The 22431-nt window shown below is 65.4% G+C and carries 21 protein-coding genes; 5 read left to right on the top strand and 16 right to left on the bottom strand.

Translation table 11 applies throughout. The features are described 5' to 3' along the window. Positions 1-8 precede the first annotated feature (8 nt). Genes V9E98_14120 through V9E98_14130 form a run of 3 tightly spaced genes read right to left on the bottom strand, consistent with a single transcriptional unit; the run spans position 9 to position 2371 of the window. Positions 9-884 (bottom strand): sucrase ferredoxin, encoded by an 876-nt coding sequence (locus V9E98_14120; GenBank protein ID MEI2718101.1) that lies wholly within the window; start codon positions 882-884, stop codon positions 9-11. Next, positions 877-2112 carry a cupin domain-containing protein gene (locus V9E98_14125; protein MEI2718102.1) on the bottom strand — a complete coding sequence of 412 codons (1236 nt, stop codon included), beginning with the start codon at positions 2110-2112 and terminating at the stop codon, positions 877-879. Before V9E98_14125 ends, V9E98_14120 begins: the two co-directional genes overlap by 8 nt. Next, positions 2087-2371 (bottom strand): hypothetical protein, encoded by a 285-nt coding sequence (locus V9E98_14130; protein MEI2718103.1) that lies wholly within the window; start codon positions 2369-2371, stop codon positions 2087-2089. The genes V9E98_14125 and V9E98_14130 overlap by 26 nt, the downstream gene beginning before the upstream one ends. 388 nt (positions 2372-2759) lie before the next feature. Between V9E98_14130 and V9E98_14135 the strand changes: the two genes are divergently transcribed. Further along, positions 2760-3533 carry a methyltransferase domain-containing protein gene (locus V9E98_14135; protein MEI2718104.1) on the top strand — a complete coding sequence of 258 codons (774 nt, stop codon included), beginning with the start codon at positions 2760-2762 and terminating at the stop codon, positions 3531-3533. Positions 3534-3626: 93 nt separating this feature from the next. Here V9E98_14135 and V9E98_14140 read toward each other — a convergent pair whose 3' ends face one another. Continuing rightward, positions 3627-5153, bottom strand: coding sequence for an MFS transporter (locus V9E98_14140; protein ID MEI2718105.1), 1527 nt, complete (start codon positions 5151-5153; stop codon positions 3627-3629). 167 nt (positions 5154-5320) lie between these two features. On the opposite strand from V9E98_14140, the gene V9E98_14145 reads away from it, so the two are divergent. Next, a complete protein-coding gene (locus V9E98_14145; protein ID MEI2718106.1) occupies positions 5321-5752 on the top strand; it encodes a DUF805 domain-containing protein in 432 nt (143 codons plus the stop codon). A gap of 11 nt (positions 5753-5763) precedes the next feature. Here V9E98_14145 and V9E98_14150 read toward each other — a convergent pair whose 3' ends face one another. From V9E98_14150 to V9E98_14170, 5 genes are all read right to left on the bottom strand, one after another. Then, positions 5764-6201, bottom strand: a complete 438-nt coding sequence (locus tag V9E98_14150) for a nitroreductase family deazaflavin-dependent oxidoreductase (GenBank protein MEI2718107.1) — start codon at positions 6199-6201, stop codon at positions 5764-5766. A gap of 39 nt (positions 6202-6240) precedes the next feature. Continuing rightward, on the bottom strand, positions 6241-6900 hold the full coding sequence (locus tag V9E98_14155) for a GAP family protein (protein MEI2718108.1): 660 nt from the start codon (positions 6898-6900) through the stop codon (positions 6241-6243). 29 nt (positions 6901-6929) lie between these two features. Continuing rightward, positions 6930-7613, bottom strand: a complete 684-nt coding sequence (locus V9E98_14160; protein ID MEI2718109.1) for a class I SAM-dependent methyltransferase — start codon at positions 7611-7613, stop codon at positions 6930-6932. Continuing rightward, positions 7610-9103, bottom strand: coding sequence for a sigma-70 family RNA polymerase sigma factor (locus tag V9E98_14165; GenBank protein ID MEI2718110.1), 1494 nt, complete (start codon positions 9101-9103; stop codon positions 7610-7612). The genes V9E98_14160 and V9E98_14165 overlap by 4 nt, the downstream gene beginning before the upstream one ends. A 103-nt stretch (positions 9104-9206) precedes the next feature. Continuing rightward, on the bottom strand, positions 9207-9839 hold the full coding sequence (locus V9E98_14170) for a hypothetical protein (GenBank protein ID MEI2718111.1): 633 nt from the start codon (positions 9837-9839) through the stop codon (positions 9207-9209). Positions 9840-10051: 212 nt separating this feature from the next. Here V9E98_14170 and V9E98_14175 point away from each other — a divergent pair, with 212 nt between their 5' ends. Then, positions 10052-11884, top strand: a complete 1833-nt coding sequence (locus V9E98_14175; GenBank protein MEI2718112.1) for a hypothetical protein — start codon at positions 10052-10054, stop codon at positions 11882-11884. A gap of 49 nt (positions 11885-11933) precedes the next feature. On the opposite strand, the gene V9E98_14180 is transcribed toward V9E98_14175, so the two are convergent. Continuing rightward, positions 11934-12911 carry a GGDEF domain-containing protein gene (locus tag V9E98_14180; GenBank protein MEI2718113.1) on the bottom strand — a complete coding sequence of 326 codons (978 nt, stop codon included), beginning with the start codon at positions 12909-12911 and terminating at the stop codon, positions 11934-11936. A 146-nt stretch (positions 12912-13057) separates the two neighbouring features. On the opposite strand from V9E98_14180, the gene V9E98_14185 reads away from it, so the two are divergent. Then, positions 13058-13561, top strand: a complete 504-nt coding sequence (locus V9E98_14185) for a hypothetical protein (GenBank protein ID MEI2718114.1) — start codon at positions 13058-13060, stop codon at positions 13559-13561. A 122-nt stretch (positions 13562-13683) separates the two neighbouring features. Beyond that, a complete protein-coding gene (locus V9E98_14190; protein MEI2718115.1) occupies positions 13684-15867 on the top strand; it encodes a hypothetical protein in 2184 nt (727 codons plus the stop codon). Between the two features lie 14 nt (positions 15868-15881). On the opposite strand, the gene V9E98_14195 is transcribed toward V9E98_14190, so the two are convergent. The 6 genes from V9E98_14195 to V9E98_14220 form a co-directional block, all read right to left on the bottom strand. Then, the gene (locus V9E98_14195; GenBank protein ID MEI2718116.1) at positions 15882-16451 is read right to left on the bottom strand and encodes a TetR family transcriptional regulator; all 570 of its coding nucleotides are present in this window, start codon (positions 16449-16451) and stop codon (positions 15882-15884) included. After that, on the bottom strand, positions 16448-16606 hold the full coding sequence (locus V9E98_14200; protein ID MEI2718117.1) for a rubredoxin: 159 nt from the start codon (positions 16604-16606) through the stop codon (positions 16448-16450). Before V9E98_14200 ends, V9E98_14195 begins: the two co-directional genes overlap by 4 nt. Next, positions 16603-17781 (bottom strand): alkane 1-monooxygenase, encoded by a 1179-nt coding sequence (locus tag V9E98_14205; GenBank protein MEI2718118.1) that lies wholly within the window; start codon positions 17779-17781, stop codon positions 16603-16605. The genes V9E98_14200 and V9E98_14205 overlap by 4 nt, the downstream gene beginning before the upstream one ends. An 83-nt stretch (positions 17782-17864) precedes the next feature. Further along, the gene (locus V9E98_14210) at positions 17865-19346 is read right to left on the bottom strand and encodes a biotin carboxylase (GenBank protein MEI2718119.1); all 1482 of its coding nucleotides are present in this window, start codon (positions 19344-19346) and stop codon (positions 17865-17867) included. A gap of 79 nt (positions 19347-19425) precedes the next feature. Next, a complete protein-coding gene (locus V9E98_14215) occupies positions 19426-20679 on the bottom strand; it encodes a serine hydrolase (GenBank protein ID MEI2718120.1) in 1254 nt (417 codons plus the stop codon). 27 nt (positions 20680-20706) lie between these two features. Continuing rightward, positions 20707-22383, bottom strand: a complete 1677-nt coding sequence (locus V9E98_14220; protein MEI2718121.1) for a SulP family inorganic anion transporter — start codon at positions 22381-22383, stop codon at positions 20707-20709. Positions 22384-22431 lie beyond the last annotated feature (48 nt).

Here is a 22431-nt window from a genome sequence, read left to right on the forward strand (position 1 = left end):
GAGTGTGGTCATGCGTCCAGGGCGCTCACCCGTTCGGCGCGGTGTTCCACCATCGTCACCGGCCTCTCGTGTGCGCAGGTGAATCGCTGGTCAGGAACCCGATGCGCGACCACATCGACCTGCAGGGTCAATCCCGACCCCGCCAGGGTGATCCTCCAGTTCGCGGGAGCGACCCGCTCGCTGCTCATGACAGTGAATGCATCGATGCCGCGCAGCCCGGTCTCCTCGTAAGCAGCTGCGCGGGCTGCCTGCACCGGCGCCGGGTCCGTTGAGCGACCGCGCAACAGCGACAGTCGCACATCCCCGCGCTCGGTGGCCGCCACCACCGATCCCGCATCGAGCGGACCCACGTAGCCGTAGTAGAGGCTGTGGGGAAGGACCAGGACGTTGGCCGCGAATCTATCCCCGCCCAAGTGCGAACACTCCCACGAATGGTCGGGGCGCAGTTCGGCCAACTCGCGGGCAACGGGTCGACCGGCGATGGCGCAGCAACGGTCGTGCCGCCCATGTGTGCACACGAGATAGATCGGCTGGTTCATCGCAAACCCCTGCGACCAGTCGTGTTCCAGAATCTCGCCCAAGTCCCGGTAGGTGCCCCACGACACCTGGCGTGTTTCCGAGTTCACGAACGCGAAGATGGCCGGCGCTCCCGTCGCGGCGGCGCGCCCGTGCCGACGTATCAGCAGCGGTCGAGCCCCCATGCGACGGGCGCGGGCGGCCAACTCCGGGCCGGCCGGATCATCAAGGTCGGCGAGGGCGCCTTTCGGCCACGGTCCGCCATGTTCCACCAGCAGATAGCCGGTGGCAGGAGCCGCTGTCGCGCTCAGCGGATCTCCCCGCTCGCGCGCGGCGGCACCGCAGCGGAAGGGTGTCGAATCACTCAACGGGAACGACCAACGACTCGACGAGCAGGCGGTGGATCAGAGGGGTCGCATCCGCAGATCCCGGGGCGGTCGCGGAGCAGAGAACTCCTCCGTCCAGCAGCAATCGAAGGGCGGGCTCGAAATGCTGTGGCGCCTCCACGCGGTGTGCTCCGGCGGTCACGGTGACCCGGTCGGCCGAGACATGTATCTCAGGACGTAACCCAGTGCGCCAGCGCACCGCAACCGTGGCCGGGTCGGCCTGCAACTGTCCCAGGATCGGGATCGGTTCGCATGGGGTGTCCTGGTCGAAGCCCTCCACCAGCACTGCCGCCACCTCGGTCGGCGCAAGGGCGGACACCGCAACCGAGATCTCCTTCAGGATCGGTTCGACCATGGCGGTCAGCGCTTCATCGGACGAACCGGCTCCCAGAGGAAGGTTGCGCCGCAGCTCCGGGTCGCGAGCGACTCGATCAAGTGCCGCTCGCGTCACGTCCCGGCCGGACAGGGTGTGGACGCCGACAGTGAGGTGGATCGATACGCCCGCTGCGGTGGCCGCGCTGTGGAGCCAGCCGCGCGGCAAGTACAACGCGTCACCCGGGGAGAGGTCGGTGGCCAGGAACGGCTCCTCAGCGGCGCGGTCAGCGACAAGGCCCCGGTACTTCTCCCACTCCTGGCCCGGCAGTGGGTGTTCCGTGACGGGGTTGTGGAGGGTCCAGTGCTTGGTGCCCGCCACTTGGAGAACGAAGACATCGTGCGTGTCGTAGTGCGCGGCGAAGCCCTGCGATTCCGGCGGGGTCACATAGGCATTGATCTGTATCGGATGCCCGATCTCGTGGGTCAGTTCTGCCGCGAATTCGCGTAGTGGCGGCCAGACCCGGTGCAGCGCCTGGAGGACAAGGGTCGCGCCCGCGGTCATGAGGGAGTGGATTTTGGCGCTGTCCGCCTGGTCTGCGATCCGCGCGCCAGCGCCACCGCCTGACGTGTACTGCGCCGCCGGAAGGACACTTCCGCCCCGGGCCATGCGCAAGAACGGAGTCCGCAGACCCCGGACGGCGATCACCTCATCGACTGCCGCAGCGCTGAACAGGTCCCCGAATCCCGCGGTGTGGGACAGCAGTGGTCGCTGCCCCCAGTAGTTCGCTTCGAACTGGGCGAGGTCGATGTTCAGACACCGCATGACGGCAGGCCGCAGGGTGACCTGAGGCCCGCCGTCACTTGTGGCATCAGGCGCCTGCGTCGGCTCCGCCATCCGCGCCTCCGTCGGCTCCGCCGTCCGCGCCTCCGTCGGCTCCGCCATCCGCGCCTCCGTCGGCTCCGCCGTCCGCACCGCCGTCGGCTCCGCCGTCCGCACCGCCATCGTGGCCGGCGCCTCCGTCGGCTCCGCCGTCCGCGCCGCCGTCGGCTCCGCCGTCCGCGCCGCCGTCGGCTCCGCCATCATGTCCACCTGGGTTGGCGCCGCCGTCGGCGACTCCCTCGCTGCCGGTGATGCCTTCGTCGTCAATAGCCATGGGTGTCCCTTTCATCGATCTATCGCAGCCTAGGGCGGCTGCCTGGCACGTGCCACCCTGCGATTGCCTCCGTCGGGCGATTTCCTTCGTCGGGCGATTTCCTTCGTCGGGCGATTTCCTCCGTCGGGCGATTTCCTCGGTGGGCTCCGCGCAGGTTGGCGCGATCGGAAGAGGTCCACAGGCGCGGTTGGCCCGGGGTGCCCAGCGCAGGCTCCACGCGCGTGATGGCCCATCGACGGGCGACACTATCGACCGTGACACTGAGGCCGATCACATCACCTTCGCAGGGGGACCCGCGGTGGGAGAGCGTCGGAGCGAGACCGGCGGGAAGTGGCCTTCGAAGGAAGGCTCGGATGTGTGCCCGGATGGAGGCGCGAAGGGAGGCTGTGTGGCCCGACGAATCGTCGGCGACTACGGGATTGACGCGCCCTACCTCCCGATCTTGAGCGCGGTGGCCGGTGCGGGTCTGCTTGGCTACGGACTCTTCGCGGGCGGGAGCCCGATCGTGCTGGTCATTGCGGCCATCCTGTTCGCCCAGGCGGCATTGAGTCTGTACGGGGCCAAAGGTGACAAGCTCACGGTGTGGCGTGAACTGGTCGATGGCCTCCAGTTGGTGGGAAATGAACGGGTTCTGGATATCGGTTCCGGTCGCGGCCCGGTCCTCATCACGCTTGCACGTGAGTTGCCTGGAGGGCGAGCTGTCGGCGTCGATGCGTGGACTTCCCGCGATCACAGCGGCAATGGCGACGCGGTGATCCTGGCCAATGCTGCGGCGAATTCGGTGGCTGACCGAGTCGCACTCGTCTGCGGGGACGTGCCGGCTCTGCCGTTTCCCGACGATTCGTTCGATGTCGTCACAGCCGGAAGTGTCATCCAAGGGTTGACGGACTCGATGAACCGGGACCGAACGATCCGTGAGATGTTCCGAGTCACCAGACCCGGCGGACAGATCCTGATCGTGGACATGAAGTACTCCGATCAGTGTCAGAAGGTCTTGGTGGGTGCCGGGGCCTCGCAGGTGGAGTGCCACGGATTGGGTGTGCGGGTGATTCTGTCCCGGCCTTTTCTGGTGTCCCGGCCCCTCTTCTTGTCTCGAGTGGTGCGCGCTGTCAAGCCGATGCGACCCCGATTGATCTCACCGGAATCCAAGTCCCGTGGTTGACAAGGACTTCGCTCAAGTGCGAACTGAGGGCTCAAGTGCGAACTGAGGGCTCAAGTGCGAACTGAGGGCTCAAGTGCGAACTGAGGCTCGGGCTCAGTGTTTGGGTAGTTCGGCGACCTCGTCGTCCTTGCCGGGCAGCAGTCGCCAGGTGACCACAGCTCCGATCACAAGAATGGCGGCACCCACGAGAGTCGTCACGCTGAGCGCATGGGTGAAGGCGGTCTGGACAGCGGTCACTACTTCTTCGGCCAGCGCCGGGGGAGCGGCGGTAACAGACTCGAAGGCCTCGCCAGGGGATTCCTCGGCCGCTGCCGCAATACGTTCGGGTACACCACTTGGCAGTCCCAGTGTCGCCTGGTAAACCGCCGTGAGCACGCTGCCGAGCAGTGCAATTCCCAGTGCGGTCCCCAGTTCGTAGCCGGTCTCCGACACTGCCGACGCGGCACCGGCGCGGTCTTTCGGAGCCACTGCGAGCACTGTGTCCGACGCGATTGTCAACGCCACACCGTCTCCCGCCCCGATCAGGATCAGGGGGATGGCGAACAGCAGGAAACTCGGGCTCTCGAGCAACAGAGCGACAGCGGCCATGCCCACGCCGATCGCGAGCAACCCGACGGCGGTCACAGGTCCTCGACCGAATGCGCGCATGAAGCGACCGGCGACCAGAGCGGCGATCAGAGCCGCGAGTGTGGCGGGGAGTTCGAACAGACCAGCTTGCAGCGGCTCGAGTCCGAGAACGAACTGGAGGTACTGAGAGAAGAAGAACAGCGCTCCGGCCAACCCGAACACCGAGAGGAGCATTCCCAGAACGGCACCGGTGAACGGGCCGCTGGCGAAGAGCCGGACGTCGACCAGAGGATGCTTCAGCCTGCGCTGACGCAGGATGAACCAGACCAAAGCGGATGTTCCTACGACACCTGCAACGTAGTAGGGGGCGGAGGGTCCGTGTACTGCGGTCTCCTTGATCGCGTACACGATGCCGAGGATCCCGACCATCGACAAGGCGACGGAGAGGACGTCGAGAGGTCCGGGGTCAGGGTCTTTGGACTCACGCAAGGTCGGCAGCCCGATGAGCAGCACCAGCGCCATGATCGGGACGTTGATCAGGAAGACCGAGCCCCACCAGAAGTTCTGCAGCAGGATGCCGCCGAAGAGGGGACCCGCAGCCGCTCCGGCGGCACCCATCGCACTCCAAACGCCGACGGCGAAGCTGCGCTCGCCTTCATCTGTGAACGTGCTGCGCATGAGCGCCAATGTGGAGGGCATGAGGGTGGCCCCCGCGACTCCGAGCAACGCGCGCATGATGATCAGGGTCTCCGCGTTGGCGGCATAGGCGGCGGCGATCGAGATGACGGCGAACAACGTGCCGCCCATCAGCAGCATGCGTTTGCGGCCCCAGCGGTCTCCGAGGTTCCCCATCGTGATGAGGAGCCCGGCCAGGACGAACGAGTAGATGTCGCCGATCCACAGGATCTGGGTGGCCGTGGGTTGGAGGTCCTTGACGATACTGGGGGTCGCCAGGCTCAGTACGGTTCCGTCGACGGCGACCAGGAATATCGCCAGGCACATCGCGGACAACGCCCACCAGCGCCGGGGATCCCGGGGGTGTGCTTCGGTCATCGGTGCGCTCCACGAACGGCACTGGGCGAAGTGCCGCAGGGGGATGGTGGCAGCGAAGTTCCCCCATACGCAATGCGGGACATGTCATGATCAAGCGAGGGGCCATGATCAGGGAGGGGCCATGATCAGGCGAAGGGCCATGATCATGTGAAAGGCAAGGAGGAACCATGGGTTTCGGACAGTCGATCTCATCGGGGTTCAGCAAGTACTTCACGTGGAGCGGTCGGGCGTCACGCAGCGAGTTCTGGTACTGGATCTTGTTCACCATCATCGTGTCCATCGTCGCCTGGATCCTGGACAGCATGTTCGGGCTCCATGTCTACAAGTTCTCTGATGTCGGAGCAGACGGCGGGATGGTCATGGTCCAGTACGCGAGCGTCGGATGGATCCAGACCTTCACAAGCCTGCTCCTGTTCCTGCCGACGATCGCCGTCACGGTCCGCCGCCTGCATGACACCGATCACTCCGGTTGGTGGTGGTGGTTGCAGCTGCTGAACTTCCTGTGCTTCATCGGCACGCTGATCTTGATCTTCGGTTTCTGGATCAAGCCCGGCGACCCCGCCGAGAACCGCTACGGGCCGCCACCGACCACAACCTGATCTGGGGCCGCTCAGTCCGCCCGGGTCAGTACCAACACCGGTATGACCCGGTCGGTCTTCTGCGCGTAGTCGGCGTATGGCGGGAAAGCCGCCACACACCGCTCCCACCATTGCTCCCGTTCCGTCCCTGTGACCTCACGCGCGTGGTAGTCGTGGCGCTCGGGGCCGTCCTGCAGTTCGACAAGAGGATGACTCACGAGGTTCTGATACCAGGCGGGGTGGTCCGGTGCTCCTCCCTTCGAGGCGACGACGGCGTACTCGCCGTCGTGTTCGACGCGCATCAGGGGCGTCTTGCGCACCCGCCCCGACTTGGCGCCGAGTGACGTCAGGATGATCACCGGCAGGCCCTGCATGGTGCCACCCTCGGCGCCGCCGGTGCGTTCGTAGTCGTCCACCTGCTGGCGAACGAAGGGGGTGGGGCTCGGTTCGTATTCTCCGGTCAGCGGCATGGGTTCAGTGAAGCGTGTCTACGCCGTCGAGTCGCGCTGTCAGGGTTTCAGTCCGCTGTATACGAGTAGAGCGGCGAACAGGAAACAGATTCCGGCGTTGATCTGCTGGGCGTGCGCGGTCGTGAATCGGTTCAAGGAAGCAAGCGCCGGATCGGCATGGGAGCCCGCAAGTGTGAGCAACAGGACCGGGAGCAATGCGGGGGCGATGGCGCACAGCAGAATGAGGCCCATCATCGTGGCGATCGTGCTGCTTGTCGCATCCGAGTTGATGGTGATGTGAACGGCCGGGAGGATCAGGACGAGTGAGGACAGGTTGCCCCACATGGCGGCGAATCCGATGCCGAAGAAGTCGCGGAGCGGCGCCTTGGCCAGTTTTTCGTCCCGAGCCTGGATCTTGGCCGGGTCCCGCTTCTTACGCAGTGCGTGGACGCCCAAGAAGAGCAGGCCGGCGGCGGCGACGAGTTTGACGATTCGTTCGACGTCCGACTGGTTGGACGAAGCAAGGACGATGCCACGAGCGATAGTGGCAAGCACGACCATGTAGATGACGGTCGTGACGAAGACGCCTGCGGTGTAGGCCCAGCCGCGGGGAACGGGCCGACTCTTGCCGGCCAGGATCAGTAACTGGATGGTCAACAGAGCCGGGCTTACGGCGGCCCCAAGCGCGAGAGGGACGACGGTCGGCCAGACGCTAGTCATTGTGGGACCAGACTACGGAAATCGGGGTGTCAGTGGCGGTCGGCCCGCCGGGCAACGGTCCACAGGAACTGCTGGGTCCCCCCAGACGGCGTGGTGTGCATGGCAGGGGATGACGAGAGAACCTCGAACTCGGCTCCCAGCAGTTCCGCTACAGATGTCGAGTCGTAGCGCCTCACCGGAAGTCCGGAACAAGTCGTCGGGCCGTCGGGGCCGAACACGCCGAGGATCACGGTGGAGTCCACATCCGTGGCGGCGCGCAGCGCTCGGACATAAGCGGCCCGATCCGACTGCTCGGTCAGGAAGTGAAGCACGGCGCGGTCGTGCCAGATGTCGTAGGTGCGCTGCGAACTCCAGGAGCGGATGTCCGCGGTCATCCATGTGACATCGGCGGCAGCGGAGCCGAGACGGTCGCGTGCGATCGCCATGCCGGCGTCGGACACGTCGAGCACTGTGATGTCGCCACATCCAGCTGCGATCAGATCGTCAACCAGTGTCGAGGCGCCACCGCCGACGTCGACGATGCTGCGGCCGGCGGGGTCGCCGATCAACTCCATCGAGTCGCGGGCGTGGACCTGGTACCAACTCTTGGCGGTGTCCCCTGGTGCGTAGGCGCTATCCCAATGGGCGCGCGCGGCGCCTGGATCCCAATGGGCGGCGCGCGCGGCGCCGGGATCCCAATGGGCGGCACGCGCAGCGCCGGGGTCTCCGGTCATTTGATCACCGGCCCATCGTCCGGCTGGTTCGCGGTGGCAGGGGGTGCATCGGAGACCTCCGGTCGCTTGGTGGGCCGGGGTGTCGGGTCCGGCTCGGGCTGTTTCGTCTGTTCTGGTTCGGGTTCCGGGTCCGGCTGTTTCGTGGGTGGATCGGGCTGCGGTGGATCGGGGTGCTTGGTCGGCTCGTCGGTCCCAGGCGGTGTTTCGGGTTCCGCATCGGGAGCGTTGCCGTTGCCGTTGCCGTTGCCGTTGCCGTTGCTCGGTGACTTGGTCTTGGTATCCGACGGGCGTTTCGCGGGGTCCTCGTTCGTCGGGGCAGACGACCTCCCAGTTGATGTACTCCCGGTGGATGTACTCCCGGTTGATGTACTCCCGGTGGATGTAGTGGTGGCGGACGGCGAGGCCGTGGCCGAGGACGCTTCGGTGGGGGTCGGAGAGGGGCTCGCTGCGTCCCTGGTTGGCGCTGGATCAGTCCGGGAGGGGTCCGTCGGAGACTGTGTCGCTGACGCCGCCGGACCCGTCAGCGCCATCATGGACGGCTCGGGCTGCGGCTGGGAAGATCCGCGCCACCATGCCCCTCCGACCACAATCACCACCACGGCTGCCGCGCCGGCCGCGATGAGGGGGCCACGCGAAGAAGAAGCGGTGGCTTCTCGGACAGGGCGGGGGAAACCGTCGGAGGTCCATGAACCCACGTCCGCCATGACTCCGGGGTCGAGGTGAGCGAGCATCTCGTCGGCTCGGGCCCGGGACAGTGAGGACAGTGCGATGACGGCGGGCAGGCTGAACGCCGACACGTAAGCGGTGGCTCGTTTGGTCCCCCGCTCGGAGCAGTCCGGGCAGGTCTTGGCGTGTTTGGCGACGCGCTTTCGGATCAGCGGGGTCCACTCGCGCTCGAAGCCGGCCAGGGCGGTGGCCAGTCCGGTGCAGGACCCACGGTCACGGGCGAGGAGTAGTCCGGTGACCGATGCTGTCAGCGCAGCTTTGGCGCGCGATATGCGCGCTCGGGCAGTGGGTTCGTTGGCGCCCATGGCGGCGGCGACCTCGGATACGTCGAGGTCGTGGCGCAGCGCCAGCGCCAGCGAATCGCGGTCGGCTGGGGCCAATCCCGTGAGAGCGGCTTGGACCAACGCGGAGGACTCGCCGCGTTCGAGTTCCGCGGTGGGGTTGGAGTCAACGGGGATCATGGCCAGCGTCTCGTCGTCGTGGGCGAAGCGGCTGCGCTCCCGCACCACGGACAGACAGCGGTTGCGGGTGATGGCGAACAGCCAGGGTCGAAGTCGGCTGGGATCCCGTAGTCGACCGATGTTGGCCACCGCCGACATGAGGGATTCATGCGTGGCGTCCTCTGCCGCGCTGCGATCCCGGACGACCGTGACCGCGTAGGCGAACAGCCGCTCGGCGTAGTGGCGGTAGAGGAGGTCGAAGCCTGCGCTCCGGTCGGAGCGTAAGGCCTCGACGATCCGGGTATCGGTGGCTGCGTCGGGCACGCCGGTCTCCTTCCCGCGGGATCAGCATAGGGTCCGTGCGGACCGGTCGAACATGCCGAACGCGGTGTTCCGACTCCTTCGCCGGAACACCGCCTCGACCTGGTCACTGCTTGACGACACCCTCGATCAGTGGCCAGCAGCCGTCATCCCCGGTGGCGTTGCGGTAGTCGGAACCGGACTGAAGCGGAGGCTGGTAGAGCAGCGTGTTGTCCCCGCCTGACGAGCATCGCACTGCCGACGTCTTGGTCGAGACCATGCTCAGGCGCCAGCCCTTCTTGATGTGCATGTTCACCGGGAACTTCTCGACCCGGTAGGAATCGTTGTCCCAGTTGGCGTCGCCCTGGCCGACCACAGTGATCTCGGGTCCGGTCGCCTTGACCTTCGCCTGCCATTCGCCGGCGATCTGGCGGGCTTTGACCAGTTGCAGCTGGAAACTGCCGGCAGTGCCGGAGATGACCCGGACCTTCTTGAGTGTCCCGGTCACCGGGGACTTCTCGCCCCCGTCCGGGCGGCCGTAGGCCTCGTTCATCACGAACGAACACGTTGCTGCGAGATTCAGCGGATCGCAGTACAGGCCCGGCACCGAGTTGGATGGTTGCACAGTCGCATCGAGGGTGGATCCGAACTTCACCTTGGGCCCGGCCTGGGCGGCGCCTGGGATCAGTGTCCCGGCGAGGGTCAGGGCGGCGGCGGTGCCGGCGATGGCGATGGACCGCTGAGTGGTGGACTTCTTCATGGTGTGGCTCCTTGGACCGGGGCCCCGGTTGGGCCCTACACAGGAGAGACATCCGGCTCACCGGAAGCGAAACACTTTTCCCGAACAGTTCTCGGCGGGTTTCTGGGCCATACGTCGTGGCCGGGACCTTGGTCCCCCATCCCGGCCCGAAACTGTAACTGTGAGTAAGACAAAGACTACGCTGAGAAGCGAGACGAAAGTCGGTGGTCGTCATGCACTCACGCGCGGTTCTGGTCGGAAGTGCGGTTCTGCCGCTGGCAATGACGTTGGCGGTGCCCGCGCAGGTGGCGCAGGCTGCCAAGGACGTCAGCGGACAGTTGACCGGTGCCGGGTCCGGCATGACGGTGCTGGCGCTGGCCGACAACGGCACGTCGGTGAGCGCCACGGTCGCCGGCAACGGGCGGTTCACGTTGAAGCCGGGGAAGTTCGCCAACCAGATGTTCCCGGGTCGAGGGTCGGGCCCCACTTTGCACTTGCTGCGAAACGGCGAGTACGTCGGTCCGGTCGTGCTGGGCAAGTTCACCAAGAAACCCCAGAAGGGAAAGAAACCCCAGAAGGGAAAGGAACCCCAGAAGGGAAAGGAACCCCAGAAGGGAAAGAAATCGGTACAGGGCTACACCCGACTGGCAGCCAAGCAGGCCAAGGCCGTGAAGCTGGGCAAGATCGCGTTCAAGAAGAAGGGCTACGCCGTGGTGACCGGGAAGCTGGCCACCAAGTTGCTGGATACCAAGCGGACCGTTCCGTTGATCAACGGAGTGCCGGCCGGAGCCGGTAACCAAGGGGCCGCCGGTCCTATCGCAAGTTCGCGGGCCATTGTGCTCGGTCGTGCCGCTGGCGAGGCGATGCCGGCCAACGCCAAGACCCTCGGTGCCGACGCCGACAAGGACGGCGTGCCCAATCTCGCCGATGTCGACATGAACGGCGACCAGATCCTTGACGCTGCCCAGGCCGAGAGCGCCCTGCCGGTCGCCACCGGCGGCACGCTGACGGGCGACGAGGTGTTGGCGGGGCGCCCGCAGACCGTCGTGCAGTTCGCCAAGATCCTGAATTTCGACGCCAACCAGGCCATCAATACCAACCGCAACCCGACGCTGAGCTGGGCGACGCTGCAGCAATACCTCAGTTCGAACCTGCAGATCGAGGCGTTGGCCGCCCGGGGTGATCTCAGCAGCCTGCTGTGCGAGGGCAACCCTGCCGGATGTGCGGCGGGTGAGGCGCTCGCTTCCCTGCTGATGGACTGCCGTCAGTTGAGTTACTGCCAGGCAGGTTCGGCTGCAGTGATCGTGGCTGAGCCGGGGACCGGGCTCGACCGGCAGCCGTTGTCCGTGCTGCTCAACTCCCAGGGACTCATCGACGTTCCCATCGATACCCATAGCGCGCCGGGTGGCGGAACCACGCCGTTCGAGCGCGGCTTCCAGCTGAGTTTCTTCCCGCGCGTCAGCGAGTCGACCGAGTTGGGTTTGGTGGGCGACTCCTTCGAGTTCATCTTCCTGGACGGTCAGGGCAACGAGCTCGCCCGCAAGGCGAAGGTGCTGACCAGCTCCGTCGTGACTCCACTTGAGTGGAAGTCGGTCGGCGGTAACACGCAGGTCACAGAACAACCTCAGCAACTGACACCGGAGCAGGTGTCCGCGCTGCGGATGGAGTTCTACCGGCCGCAGCGTCTGGCCGATGCTTCCGGGGCCCAGCCGCTCATGGCTGACCGCGGTGGCCTCCAGTACAACGTGTACATGATGAGTGAGGGCCAGGGCAGTCAGTTCTACTGGTGCCGCAGTTCCCAGGTGACCCCCGTCAGCGGTGACCTGGTGAAGGTCGTATCCCCAACGGGGATGAGTGGCCGCGACGAGCCCCTGTACGACCGCAATGTCGATCCAGTCAACGGCGAATCTCTGGCCTACACGCTCGATGTCGGTGCTTGCCTGGCAGATCCCGCGATGGGCCCGGGGGCACCTCCCCAGGCTGGCAGCATCGTCACGATCGAGATCGAGTCCCAAGACGGCGACGGCAACCGGACCCGGACGCAGGCGAAAATCCTGGCTCCCTGACCGGGCTCACGCTGGCGCGATCGGGACGCGGTTGATGGGCTGGATGCGGTCAGCGGGCGCGCTTGCGTTCGTACAGCGCCTCATCGGCTCTATGCACCGCGACGTAAAGATCCTCGGAGGGATCCCAGTGAGCGAATCCGATGCTCCACGCTCCGGGGCGACGCACCGCAACACGGGCCGCCAGTTGCCGTGCCTCTTCGGGTTCGACTCCCGCGAGCACCACGACGAACTCATCACCACCGAATCGGGCGACGATGTCACCCCGGCGTACGCTCGTGCGCCAGTCGTCGGCGACGTCGATCAGTCGCTGGTCACCGACCGAGTGTCCCTCGGTGTCGTTGAGTGCCTTGAAATCGTCCAGGTCGAGGATTCCGACCGTTACCGGCGCCCCTGAGCGTTGCGCAGACGCCCGGATCTGCTCGGCCATCAAGTCGAGGCCCCGACGGTTCAGCAGCCCGGTCAGGGTGTCCTGCAACGCGAGTTCCCGCAGTTGCCGCGCCATCAGCGCCACCATCATCGACACGGTGGTGACCACGATGGCCACCAGCAGGAAGTAGATCGGTCGCAGATATGCCGGGTTCGCCAGCAGGCAGAACAGGTAGACCGACAGCATCAGGACCAGTTCCGCGAGGAACCGGTCGTATGGCCTGAAGTAGGCCGCGAACACGGCGAACAGGATCAACCCGAATCCGACAGTGACCAGTCCTGTGTCGTTGGCCAGCAGGAAGGTTCCTCCGCCGGCTACCGCGATCCCGATGACCACAGCGACATCGAGAGCCCAATCGCCGCGAGAATGTCTTGCCGGGAACCAGAGCAGGATCGCCAGAACCAACATGACGACACCGGTGAAGATGTTGTAGTGACGCAGTGGGTCACCGCTGGTCATCAGTGCGGCGAACGCGAACGCGAACGACGCGATGATCGCCATGACGCCCGCGAGGATCATGTAGGGCAGCGGTGGACGCGGGAACCGATGACCGGATTCGGGGTGACTGATGTTCTTCTCTCTTCCGGGGGCCTGAGGCACGTCGTATCGGCGCGTCTTGTTGTCGGCTCGCCCCCCGCGCTGTGGGCACGGCAAGAGCCTCACCTCCAGGGTACGTGGCGCGAATGTCGGGGAGTACCGTCGGAAGTGACCGCCACAGGGCTGTGACCAACATGGGGGTGAAGATCATGACCGCACCGGCGCCCGGACCACAGGACCCCGCCCAGCAGTCGGAACCGCAGGCCACTGAGCCGCAACTTGACGTTGTTCGTCGGCGCCGCAGCGAGTTGCGCGCCGCCATGGCCGACTTGGAGGCCGCCATGGCCACTCCCGCCGGCCCCGACCCGGCAGGATGGCTACAGGGTGTCCGCGACCGGGTCGAGAAACTGCGGACTGCCCTCGACCGTCACGTCGGTGTCCACGAAGGTCCGGATTCCTTCCATGCCGACGTCGTCCGTCATCAGCCCCACCTCGCGGCGCGGGTGCAGTGGTTGCAGCGCGACCACACCAGGTTGTCCGATGCTCTGGGCAGCGTGGAGCGGGAGTTGGATTCCGCGACACCGGCCGATGAGTCGATGGACCAGGTCCGCGCGCTGGGCACTGATGTGCTTCACCTCTTCGTCCGCCACCGGCAGCGAGGTGCGGACGTCGTGTGGGAGGCCTTCAACTACGACGTCGGCGGTGAGACCTGACCTCACGCATCCACGGATGAGGTAGTCGGTCGAACAGGGTCCGGGCGATGGGAACTCATCTGCTCCCAGTCCTTACAGACATCGAACACTCAGGTACCGCGATCCGGGTGCATGCTGGCCGTGTGACCATCGTGCGTCCGATCGCAAACGCGGTTCTGGCGGCGATGATAGCGGCGTGGGCACTCGCAGTGCCGGCGTCGCCGGGGTCGGGCGCAGAGCCGGGCCGATTGGGCACGAACCTGGCCCGCATCAACTATTACGACGGCGCCATGATCTTCGCCGATATCGTCAAGCAGGCCGGCGAGTGGATTCCCCAGCGAGAAGGTGGTGCTTGGGGATCAGGCACTCCGCTGCAACTGCGTCCCGACGGCTGGCCGCAGTCGATCGCTGACGGGCAGTTCGCAACAGTGGTCCTCGCCGAGAACCACTACCCTGCGGGCCGGTACTCCGTCACGTGGCGTGGTTCGGGCGAGTTCGACATCAACGACAAGCGGTTCGCAGGCTCCGGTGGGTCCGGGCACGTTGATCTGGACGGCACATCGATCGTGCTCTTGAACCTTCGTCAGACGGATTCCACAGACCCCCTCCGCGACATCTCGGTACGGGCGCCGGGTACCCCGGCCGATGCCGTCTTCCATCCCGACTACCTGGCCCAACTGGCCCCCTACTCGGTCGTGCGCTTCATGGATTGGCAACGCACCAACAGCACCTTTGCCGATCCGCAGCGGACCTTCCGGTGCGCGAGCCGGGTGACTCCCGGCTACTACTCGCAAGGGACCAGCGCGGGGGCAGCTGTCGAGACCATGGTGGTCTTGGCGAATGCCCTCGACCGCGACCCGTGGTTCACGATTCCGCACGAGGCGTCCGACGATTGGGTGCGCTGCCACGCGCAGGTGGTCGCGACCACGTTGGCGCGGCACCTGACCCCGCGATACGAGTTCTCGAACGAAACCTGGAATCCGACCTTCCGCGCATTTCACGATCTCAGCGCCGAGGCCGCGGCGGCAGGACTCGGCGGAGGTGACCGATTCCTCGGCCTGCAGCAGCGTGTTGGCCAGCGACACAATGCCGTCATGGATCTCGTGCAGACACAGATGGCGGCGAACGGTCGACCATTCATTCGTGTCCTCGCGGGGCAAGCGGCGAACTCGTGGGTGGTGGAGCAGCGCCTCGCGACTGCAGGGACGAAGGCTCGCACTGACGAGATCGCGATCGCGCCGTATCTCGGAGTTGGAGGCAACCCCTTCGACGCGGACGAGGCCGCCGCATTGGCCCGACTGGATGAGACTTCGGTTGTCCAGCGTCTGACCGCGAACCAGTCTGGCGAGGTCGATCCGTGGATTTCTGCCCACGAGGAACTCGCACGCACGTCGGACAAGGAATTGGTCGCTTATGAGGGTGGTCAGCACCTTGCCGGACACCCGGACAGTGCTGCGCTCACGCGACTGTTCATCTCGGTCAACCGATCGTCCGCGATGGGGGAGCTCTACGACACCTATCTCGAGCGATGGCGGGCGGCGACCGGGAACGCCTTGATGATGCATTTCACGGATGTGGGTCCGTATTCCCGCTTCGGGTCCTGGGGGGCGTTGGAGACACCCGAACAGGCGCCTACGACCAGTCCCAAGTATGAGGCACTGCTGCGCTTCGCGGGTACGCTGCGCCCCGACCCGGCCCCCTCTGGATCACCTCCCATCGATCCAGATCCGAGTACACCCGGGAATCCTCCAGATCCTGAGCCAGGAGCCACGCCGTCTCGCCCGGTCGGAATGTCGATAGCCGGCGGACGGTTCTCCCGTTCGCGGCACGTCGTGCTCTCGGTTCGATGGCCGAATGACGCAACAGGTGCCCGCGTCGCTGATCGGTCCGACTTTCGTGGTGCTCGCTCGCTGCGATCAGGTGCCCAGCCGCGGTGGACTCTGCCGCGGGCTGAGCGGCGGGTTGCCCGCCACCGGCTGTTCCTGAGGTTCCACGGTTCCTCTGTCGTCCGTACCTTCTCCGACTCAGTGATGCTGGACCGTGCGCGTCCTCGGCTGGCGAGGGCGACGGCGAAGTGGGGAGCCGGAGCGGTGACCATCAACAGTCGAGCGACAGATCAAGGTAGCGGACTGCGGTCGCTCCTGGTCGCGGCGAGGCCCGGTTCGCGCGCGGTGGCCAATCCCGACAGACCACCCGACACTTCGTCTTTCGAGGGGCGCTACCAGCCAAGGGTGCGGGTCGGTGGCCTGCCGCGTGGCCCCCTGGAGGTTCGGGTTGTGGATCGGGCGGGCAACAAGAGTCTCCCGATGCTCATCCGTCCGACGTGACCGCAAGGTGGAGGTCAAACCTGCAGGAGCCGGTCGGCGATCCAGCCGATGTCGGTCGCAACCACTGCGGGCGGGCCCCCGGGTTGCATCACTTGGCTGAACACCAAGCGCACGACCGCGGCCACGCCACGGTTCAGAGTCGCGGCGTCGACCGTCGCGTAGTTGGCCTGGATTTGCCGGACGACAACTGACGTCGCTGTCTCGAACAGTGGCTCAGCTTGCGTGGTCAGCAGTGGCAGCAGTTCACCAGCGCCTCCATGGGCGCTGGTGACCACCGCCCGCAGCACCGGATTGTCCCCGGCGCGATCCAGCACGGAGAGTGCGGCCCGGGCCACATCGTCCCGGAGTGCTCCCCGGCCACCGAGTTCGGCGGCAACCACACTCATGAAGCCCTCGAACTCCCGGCCCACGAGCAGTTGCGCCAGATGAGGTTTGGACCCCACCTCGTTGTACACCGACTGCCGCGAGACCCCCGCGTGTTCACCGATTCGGGCCATCGTGACATCGGACCACGAGTGGTCGCCGAGCAGATCGGTCGCGGCATCCAGGATTCGGGTGAGCAGGAGGCTGTCGGAAGTGGTCATTCCGGAAGGAAGTCGACTTTCTCGCGCACCCCGCAGTCGGGGCAGCACCAGTCGTCGGGCACTTGATCCCATGAGGTGCCCGGAGGGAATCCTTCGCGCGGGTTGCCGATGGCCTCGTCGTAGACGTAGTCGCAGCTGTCGCAGCGGTATCTCATGTGGTGGCGTCGCTGACGGTCGGGTAGGCCTGCATCACGCGTTCTCGCTTGCCGGGTTGGATGTTCGCCCGCGAGATGTCACCGTCGAAATGAGCGAGTACGCGCGGATCCATGGTCCTGCGCCACAGCGGGGGGAACAGTGCCAGCACGATCATCCCCGCATATCCCGTCGGGAGCACCGGAGCCTCCTGGTAGTCCCGCAATGCCTGATATCGGCGGGTGGGGTTGGCGTGGTGGTCGCTGTGTCGTTGTAAGTGGTACAGCAACACGTTCGTCGCGATGTTGTTGCTGTTCCAGCTGTGCTCCGGGCGAACCCGTTCCCACCGTCCTGACGCCTCGCGGCGACGCAGCATCCCGTAGTGCTCCAGGTAGTTCACGATCTCGAGCAGTGCGATACCCACCACAGCCTGGATCAGGAGGAACGGCAGAATCTGCACTCCGAACGCGATCAGTAGCAACCCCCACAGCACCGCGGACATGAGCCACGCGTTGAGGACGTCGTTGCGAATCGACCAGTGGCTCTCGTTACGGCGCCGGAATCGGGGCTGCTCCAGCCGCCACGCGTTGCGCAGGCTGCCGATGACGGTGCGGGGGAGGAACGCATAGACGCTCTCGCCGACCCTGCTGCTGGCCGGATCGTCGGGGGTCGCAACTCGGACGTGGTGGCCTCGATTGTGCTCGATGTAGAAGTGGCCGTAGAACGACTGCGCCAACGCGATCTTGGCCAGCCACCGCTCGACTTTCTCCTTCTTGTGCCCCAACTCGTGGGCGGTGTTGATGCCGACGCCCGCCACCGTGCCCACGGTCAACGCCAATCCGATCTTCGCGAACAGGGACAACGAGTCGCCGGACCACAGCCAGCACGACCATACGAGCGCTGTGTACTGCAAAGGGAGGAACAGGAAGGTGATCCATCGGTAGTAGCGGTCTTCCTCCAGCGATTTGATCAGTTCGTCCGGCGGATTGGCGCGATCCAAGCCGGCGAGGAAGTCGATCGTGGGGATGATCACGAACAGAAGCACTGGGCCGATGTACCAGAAGACAGGCCACCCGGTCAGGTAGGCCAGTCCGCCGCCGAGGAAGGGAAACAGCGGCACGATCAACCCCAGCAGCCACAGGTGTCGCTTCCAGTCCGTCCAGGTGGCCGCGTCGGCCGGCACGGCTGCTGCGCTCATGGTGCACCTCGTCAGTCCTCGTCAGTCCCGGTCGATCGCGAGGTTTACATGAGAGCACTATTTGTAAAGCGCGTCAAGGATCCCTACTTCGCCACGGGCAAGGGAATCATCGGCTCGGGGTGATGGACCGGCTCGCCGACATACTGGTGCCGGATTCCAGCGATGTAGTCGCGGGCCAAGTCCGTCAGCCCGGCATCGGTCTGCATGCGGCCCTTCGTGACCAGCACCCCGAGGTCAGCGCCGTGGAACCGGTAGTCCCCGGGTGCATAGACCCTCATGAAGAACGCGTCATGTTCGTCGGTCAGCTCGTGCCAGTCCGACGACACCCGCATGAAACGCAGTTGCCCGTCGGCGATGCGGTACGTGCCCGTCGCCGGCGCTGCCAGGATGCGTTCCACGTCGTCTCCCGGTTCCTTCATGATCAGTTGCGACCACAGATCGACGGCCGCCAACTCGCGCCAGCGTTCGTTGATCTCATCGACGTCGATCTCGTAGTCGATGTCCATGAATTCCAGAAGGTGGAAACACACCAGCGGCAGGTCCGCGTATGCCCCGACAGTGGTGTTGGTCATGGAGGTGACGCCGGAGATCCGCGGGTTGACCTCCCCCATGTAGACCTCACCGTCGTCGGTGTCGATCAGCACGTCGAACTCGAAGAAGCCGCGGTAGCCCTCGTCCCGCAGCCGGTCACCGAACCTGCGGACGAGGTCGATGGCACGGGTGCGCTGTTCGTCGGTGATCGCTTCGGGGAAGACGTCGTTGCCGCACCAACCGCCCTTGTAGGGAGTGAGTTCGGGGTAACCGGTGAGGTCGGTCATGAACGGACCCACGATGGTGCCGTGCCGGGTCAGTACTGCCTCGACGGCCGCTGCTCGGTTGTTGATCCGTTTCATGATCTTGACGGGCTGACCGATGATGTCGTCGGCGAACCGGTCCCAGTCGTTCTCGGACTTGATGAAGAAGGTGGTCTTGCCGGAGTCGCCGTATGGCGTCTGCACGACGAGGTCGGCGCCCAACCCGTTGAGTTCGGCGATCTGGCTGAGTTGTCCCCATGACTCGACGGCATCGGTCAGAAGATTGGGCACACTGGGCGCGCCGGCCTCGTTGCCCATCTGGGTGGTGACGATCTTGGAGTCCAGGCGGCGGCGCAACTCGGCGGGCGGCAGGATCAGGTGGTAACCGAGTTCCTGGCAGATGGTCTCGGTCTCCTCGTCGAAGAACACCATCGCCACCATGGGCCGCTGCCCCGGCTTGGTCCGGCCGGCGATGTACGACTGGACCTCCTTGTCCCGCAGCAGGTAGTTGTTGATCTCCTCGGCGCTCGTGAACTCCACGTAGGGCTTCTCGAGGGGGGTGAACACGCGGGGGTGAGCGCCGTCCCACGAGTCGTAGTAGGTGATGTAGCGGAAGTTGCGGACCCAGCGGTCGACACCCAGCAGATTGAACGCCGTGGCACCCACGAAGAAGATCGGTTGGGTGTTGGTGCGGAAGAACGCGCGAATCTCGGACATGCCGTGCAGGACGGGTCGTTCACGATTGGCCAACACCTTGCCGAGGGAACTCATGCACGCCTCCGAGGGACTGGTGTGACTGTAACGGCGCAGAGTTCGCGACGCGCGCTCTCACATGAGCGTGGATCAGAGGTCAGTGGTCGCGACCGGCGGCCAGTCCCGGTGGCCCCTCGTGATGGCTGTCGAAGTCCACGGAGAGCCCGGACAGGTACGCGCCGATCGTGTCGAATGCGGCGATCGTCTCGCTCAACATGCTGGGGTTCTGCGCGTCCGGCCAAGTCGAGAACTTGGCAGCGACCGTGCGGGTGCCCGGATTCACGTAGAGCATCTGACCGTAGATGCCCAGACCCAGCAGGACGTCACCGTGGCGGCGGGGCAGGAACCAGAACTGGTTGCGGTACCACCCGCCCGGTAAATAGGGACCGGAGCGGGAATGGTGGAACGCCTCGCGGATGTCCGGATCGACGCGCCAGGACGCTTGCAGCCAGTCGCTGGGGACGATGTCCACGCCGTCGAGGCGCCCCATGTGCAACAGCATCTGTCCGAAGCGGGCCAAGTCCCGGGTGGAGGCGCACATGCCGCCGTCGTGGATTCCGGTTCCGACGGAGTCGCAGGTGAGTTCCGCAGGATACAGCGCTCCGAGCGGGGTCCAGATCAACTGGCCGATCAGATCGGCCATGCGCACTCCGGCGGACCGCTCGCACACCCAACCCAAGACGAGCGTCTCGGCCGACCGGTAGTCGAAGATGCCGCCATGGTCGCGCTCGCGGCTCAGGGTGCTCAGATACTCGTAGATCGAACGGGGGATTTGGTCGTGTGACGGCGGACGCCAACCGAAGGCCTCCTCCATCACGTTGACTTCCGCTTCGGGGTCGGTGTACTCCTCGCTGAACCGGACCCCCGAGCGCATGTCCAGGACGTTGCGGACCGTCGCCCCCGCGTAGCCGGAACCTTCGAGTTCGGGCACGTAGGCGGTCAACGGGGCGTCATCGTGCAAGACACCGCGGTGGATCAGAATTCCGGCGACACAACCGACCACCGACTTGGTCACCGACATCAGCAGATGGTTCGTGAACGGCCCGGTATGTCCGAAGTACTGCTCGTAGCGGATCCGATCGTCATGCATGATCACGATTCCGTCGGTGTACGTGTCGTGCAGCAACTCGAGGAACGGAGCTGTGGTGCCGTCAGTCCGCCCGACTGGCATGTCGGAGATCGCGGCGTCCGGCTCGAAAGCGACTGGATGAACGTACGACGAGTTACGGATGGTCTGCGTGGGCACGAGTTCGCGCAGGTGGGAGAAGGCCCAGCGGTTGAACGGGGGATCCTGCCAGTTGCCCAGTGTGACGCGCACGTCCGGGTGGGGAGGGAACCCCTGCATGAGCATCTGCTGAGTCTAGTGGCCGACCCCGGCCTAGGATTGGTCGGCTGCTGATTCCTCGGCGGGCTCCTCAAAGCGCTGCACATAGGCGGCGACAGCCACCGGCAGTGTGGCGTACATGTTCTCCTCGCCCACCACATCAGCGACGCCGTGGTCACGCATCGGTTCGAGCACGTCGTTCTTGACGCGGGCCAACCACAACTCGATCCCCTTCTCGTCCAGCTTGTCGTGCAGTTGCTCCAAGATCTCGAGCGCCGTGGAGTCGAGTTCGACGTTGGCCTCCATGTTCAAGATGACGACGCGTGTGTCGGCGTCGGTGGCCTGGGTCACCTTGTTGTAGAAGTCGTACGCGTTCATGAAGAACAGCGGAGCGTCGTAGCGGAAGACCACGAGCCCCGGGATCGTGACCGCTTCGGCGAAGTCATCGACGTCGTGCATGCCGGCGCGATCGGGAACGTACCCCAGAATTCCGTCGTGAGGTCGGGCCAGCCTGGCCATGAACTCCGCGATCGACAGGGCGATCGAGATGATCACCCCGGGCAGGATCCCCAACACCACGACACTGATGGTGCAGATCGCGGCGATCGAGGCCTCCCGCTTGCGGAATCGCAGCAGCGCCGCCCATTCCTTCGGTTCGATCAGTGTGATCGCCGCGAACAAGATCACCCCGGCAAGGCCGGCGATCGGGACTGCTGCGATGACTCCCGGGAACAGGAGGGGACCCGCGAGCAGTACGACGAGCACGAAGATCGAGTAGAAGCGGCTGGTCGCGCCAGAGGCGCTGGCCAAGGCCGTGCGTGAGGAGGACGTCGACATGGGATATCCGCCGGTGAGGCCGGTCGCGACCTGGACCCCGGCCAGTGCCTTCATCTCGGATGAAGGTTCCGGTGGCACATCGTCGGCGAACGCCCGGGAGTTCACCATGACGTCGGTGTAGGACACGACCGCGATACTGAGGGCGGGAACGATCAACGCCGAGACTGCATCGACGGTGATGGCGGAAAACTGTGGGACGGGCAGCGACAGGGCCACTGGTCCGACCTTGGGGACATCCCATTGCAGGCCCAACACAATGGACAACAGCAGGGCGATCAGCGGACCTGGGATCTTGCGGGAGATGACGCGCAGGATGAGCGACACCCCGAGCACGGCCATGGCTATCGTCACCGACTGCCACTGCGGCGTCTGCCAGACGGTTTCCCAAAGGCCCACCAGCGACGACGTGTCGACCTCGAACCCCAGCACCTTGGGCAACTGCGACATGATCATGAGGACGGCGACGCCGGTGAGGTACCCGACCAGGATCGGCTTGGACAGCAGGTCTGCGAGGAATGAGGCCCGCAGCAACCAGGCTGCCAGCAGGATCAGGCCGACCAGGATGCTGGTGATCGCCAGCGCGTTCAGGACCGGGATCCCCATCGTCGCCGCCACGGGTCCGACGGCCGCCGCCGCCATCAAAGCCACGGTGGATTCCGGGCCGACCGACATGTAGGTGCTGCGACCCAGAATCATGTAGACGATCAGTGGGACGGCGGCGACGGCCAGTCCAGTGGCCGCATCGATCCCGGCCAGGGAGCCGTAGGCCATGGCCTGGGGGATCATGTACGCCCCGACCGAGACGCCGGCGAGGATGTTGCCGGAACTCAGCACCGACCGGCGGAACCTGGCTGACAGGCCCTGAGCGGGTCCGGTCGTCGCCTCAGATGCCATGACGGCAGACTAGAGATGAACAGAGGGTGAACAAAGCCGAATGGCCGT

The sequence above is a fragment of the Candidatus Nanopelagicales bacterium genome, from assembly GCA_037045355.1.
Lineage (GTDB): Bacteria > Actinomycetota > Actinomycetes > S36-B12.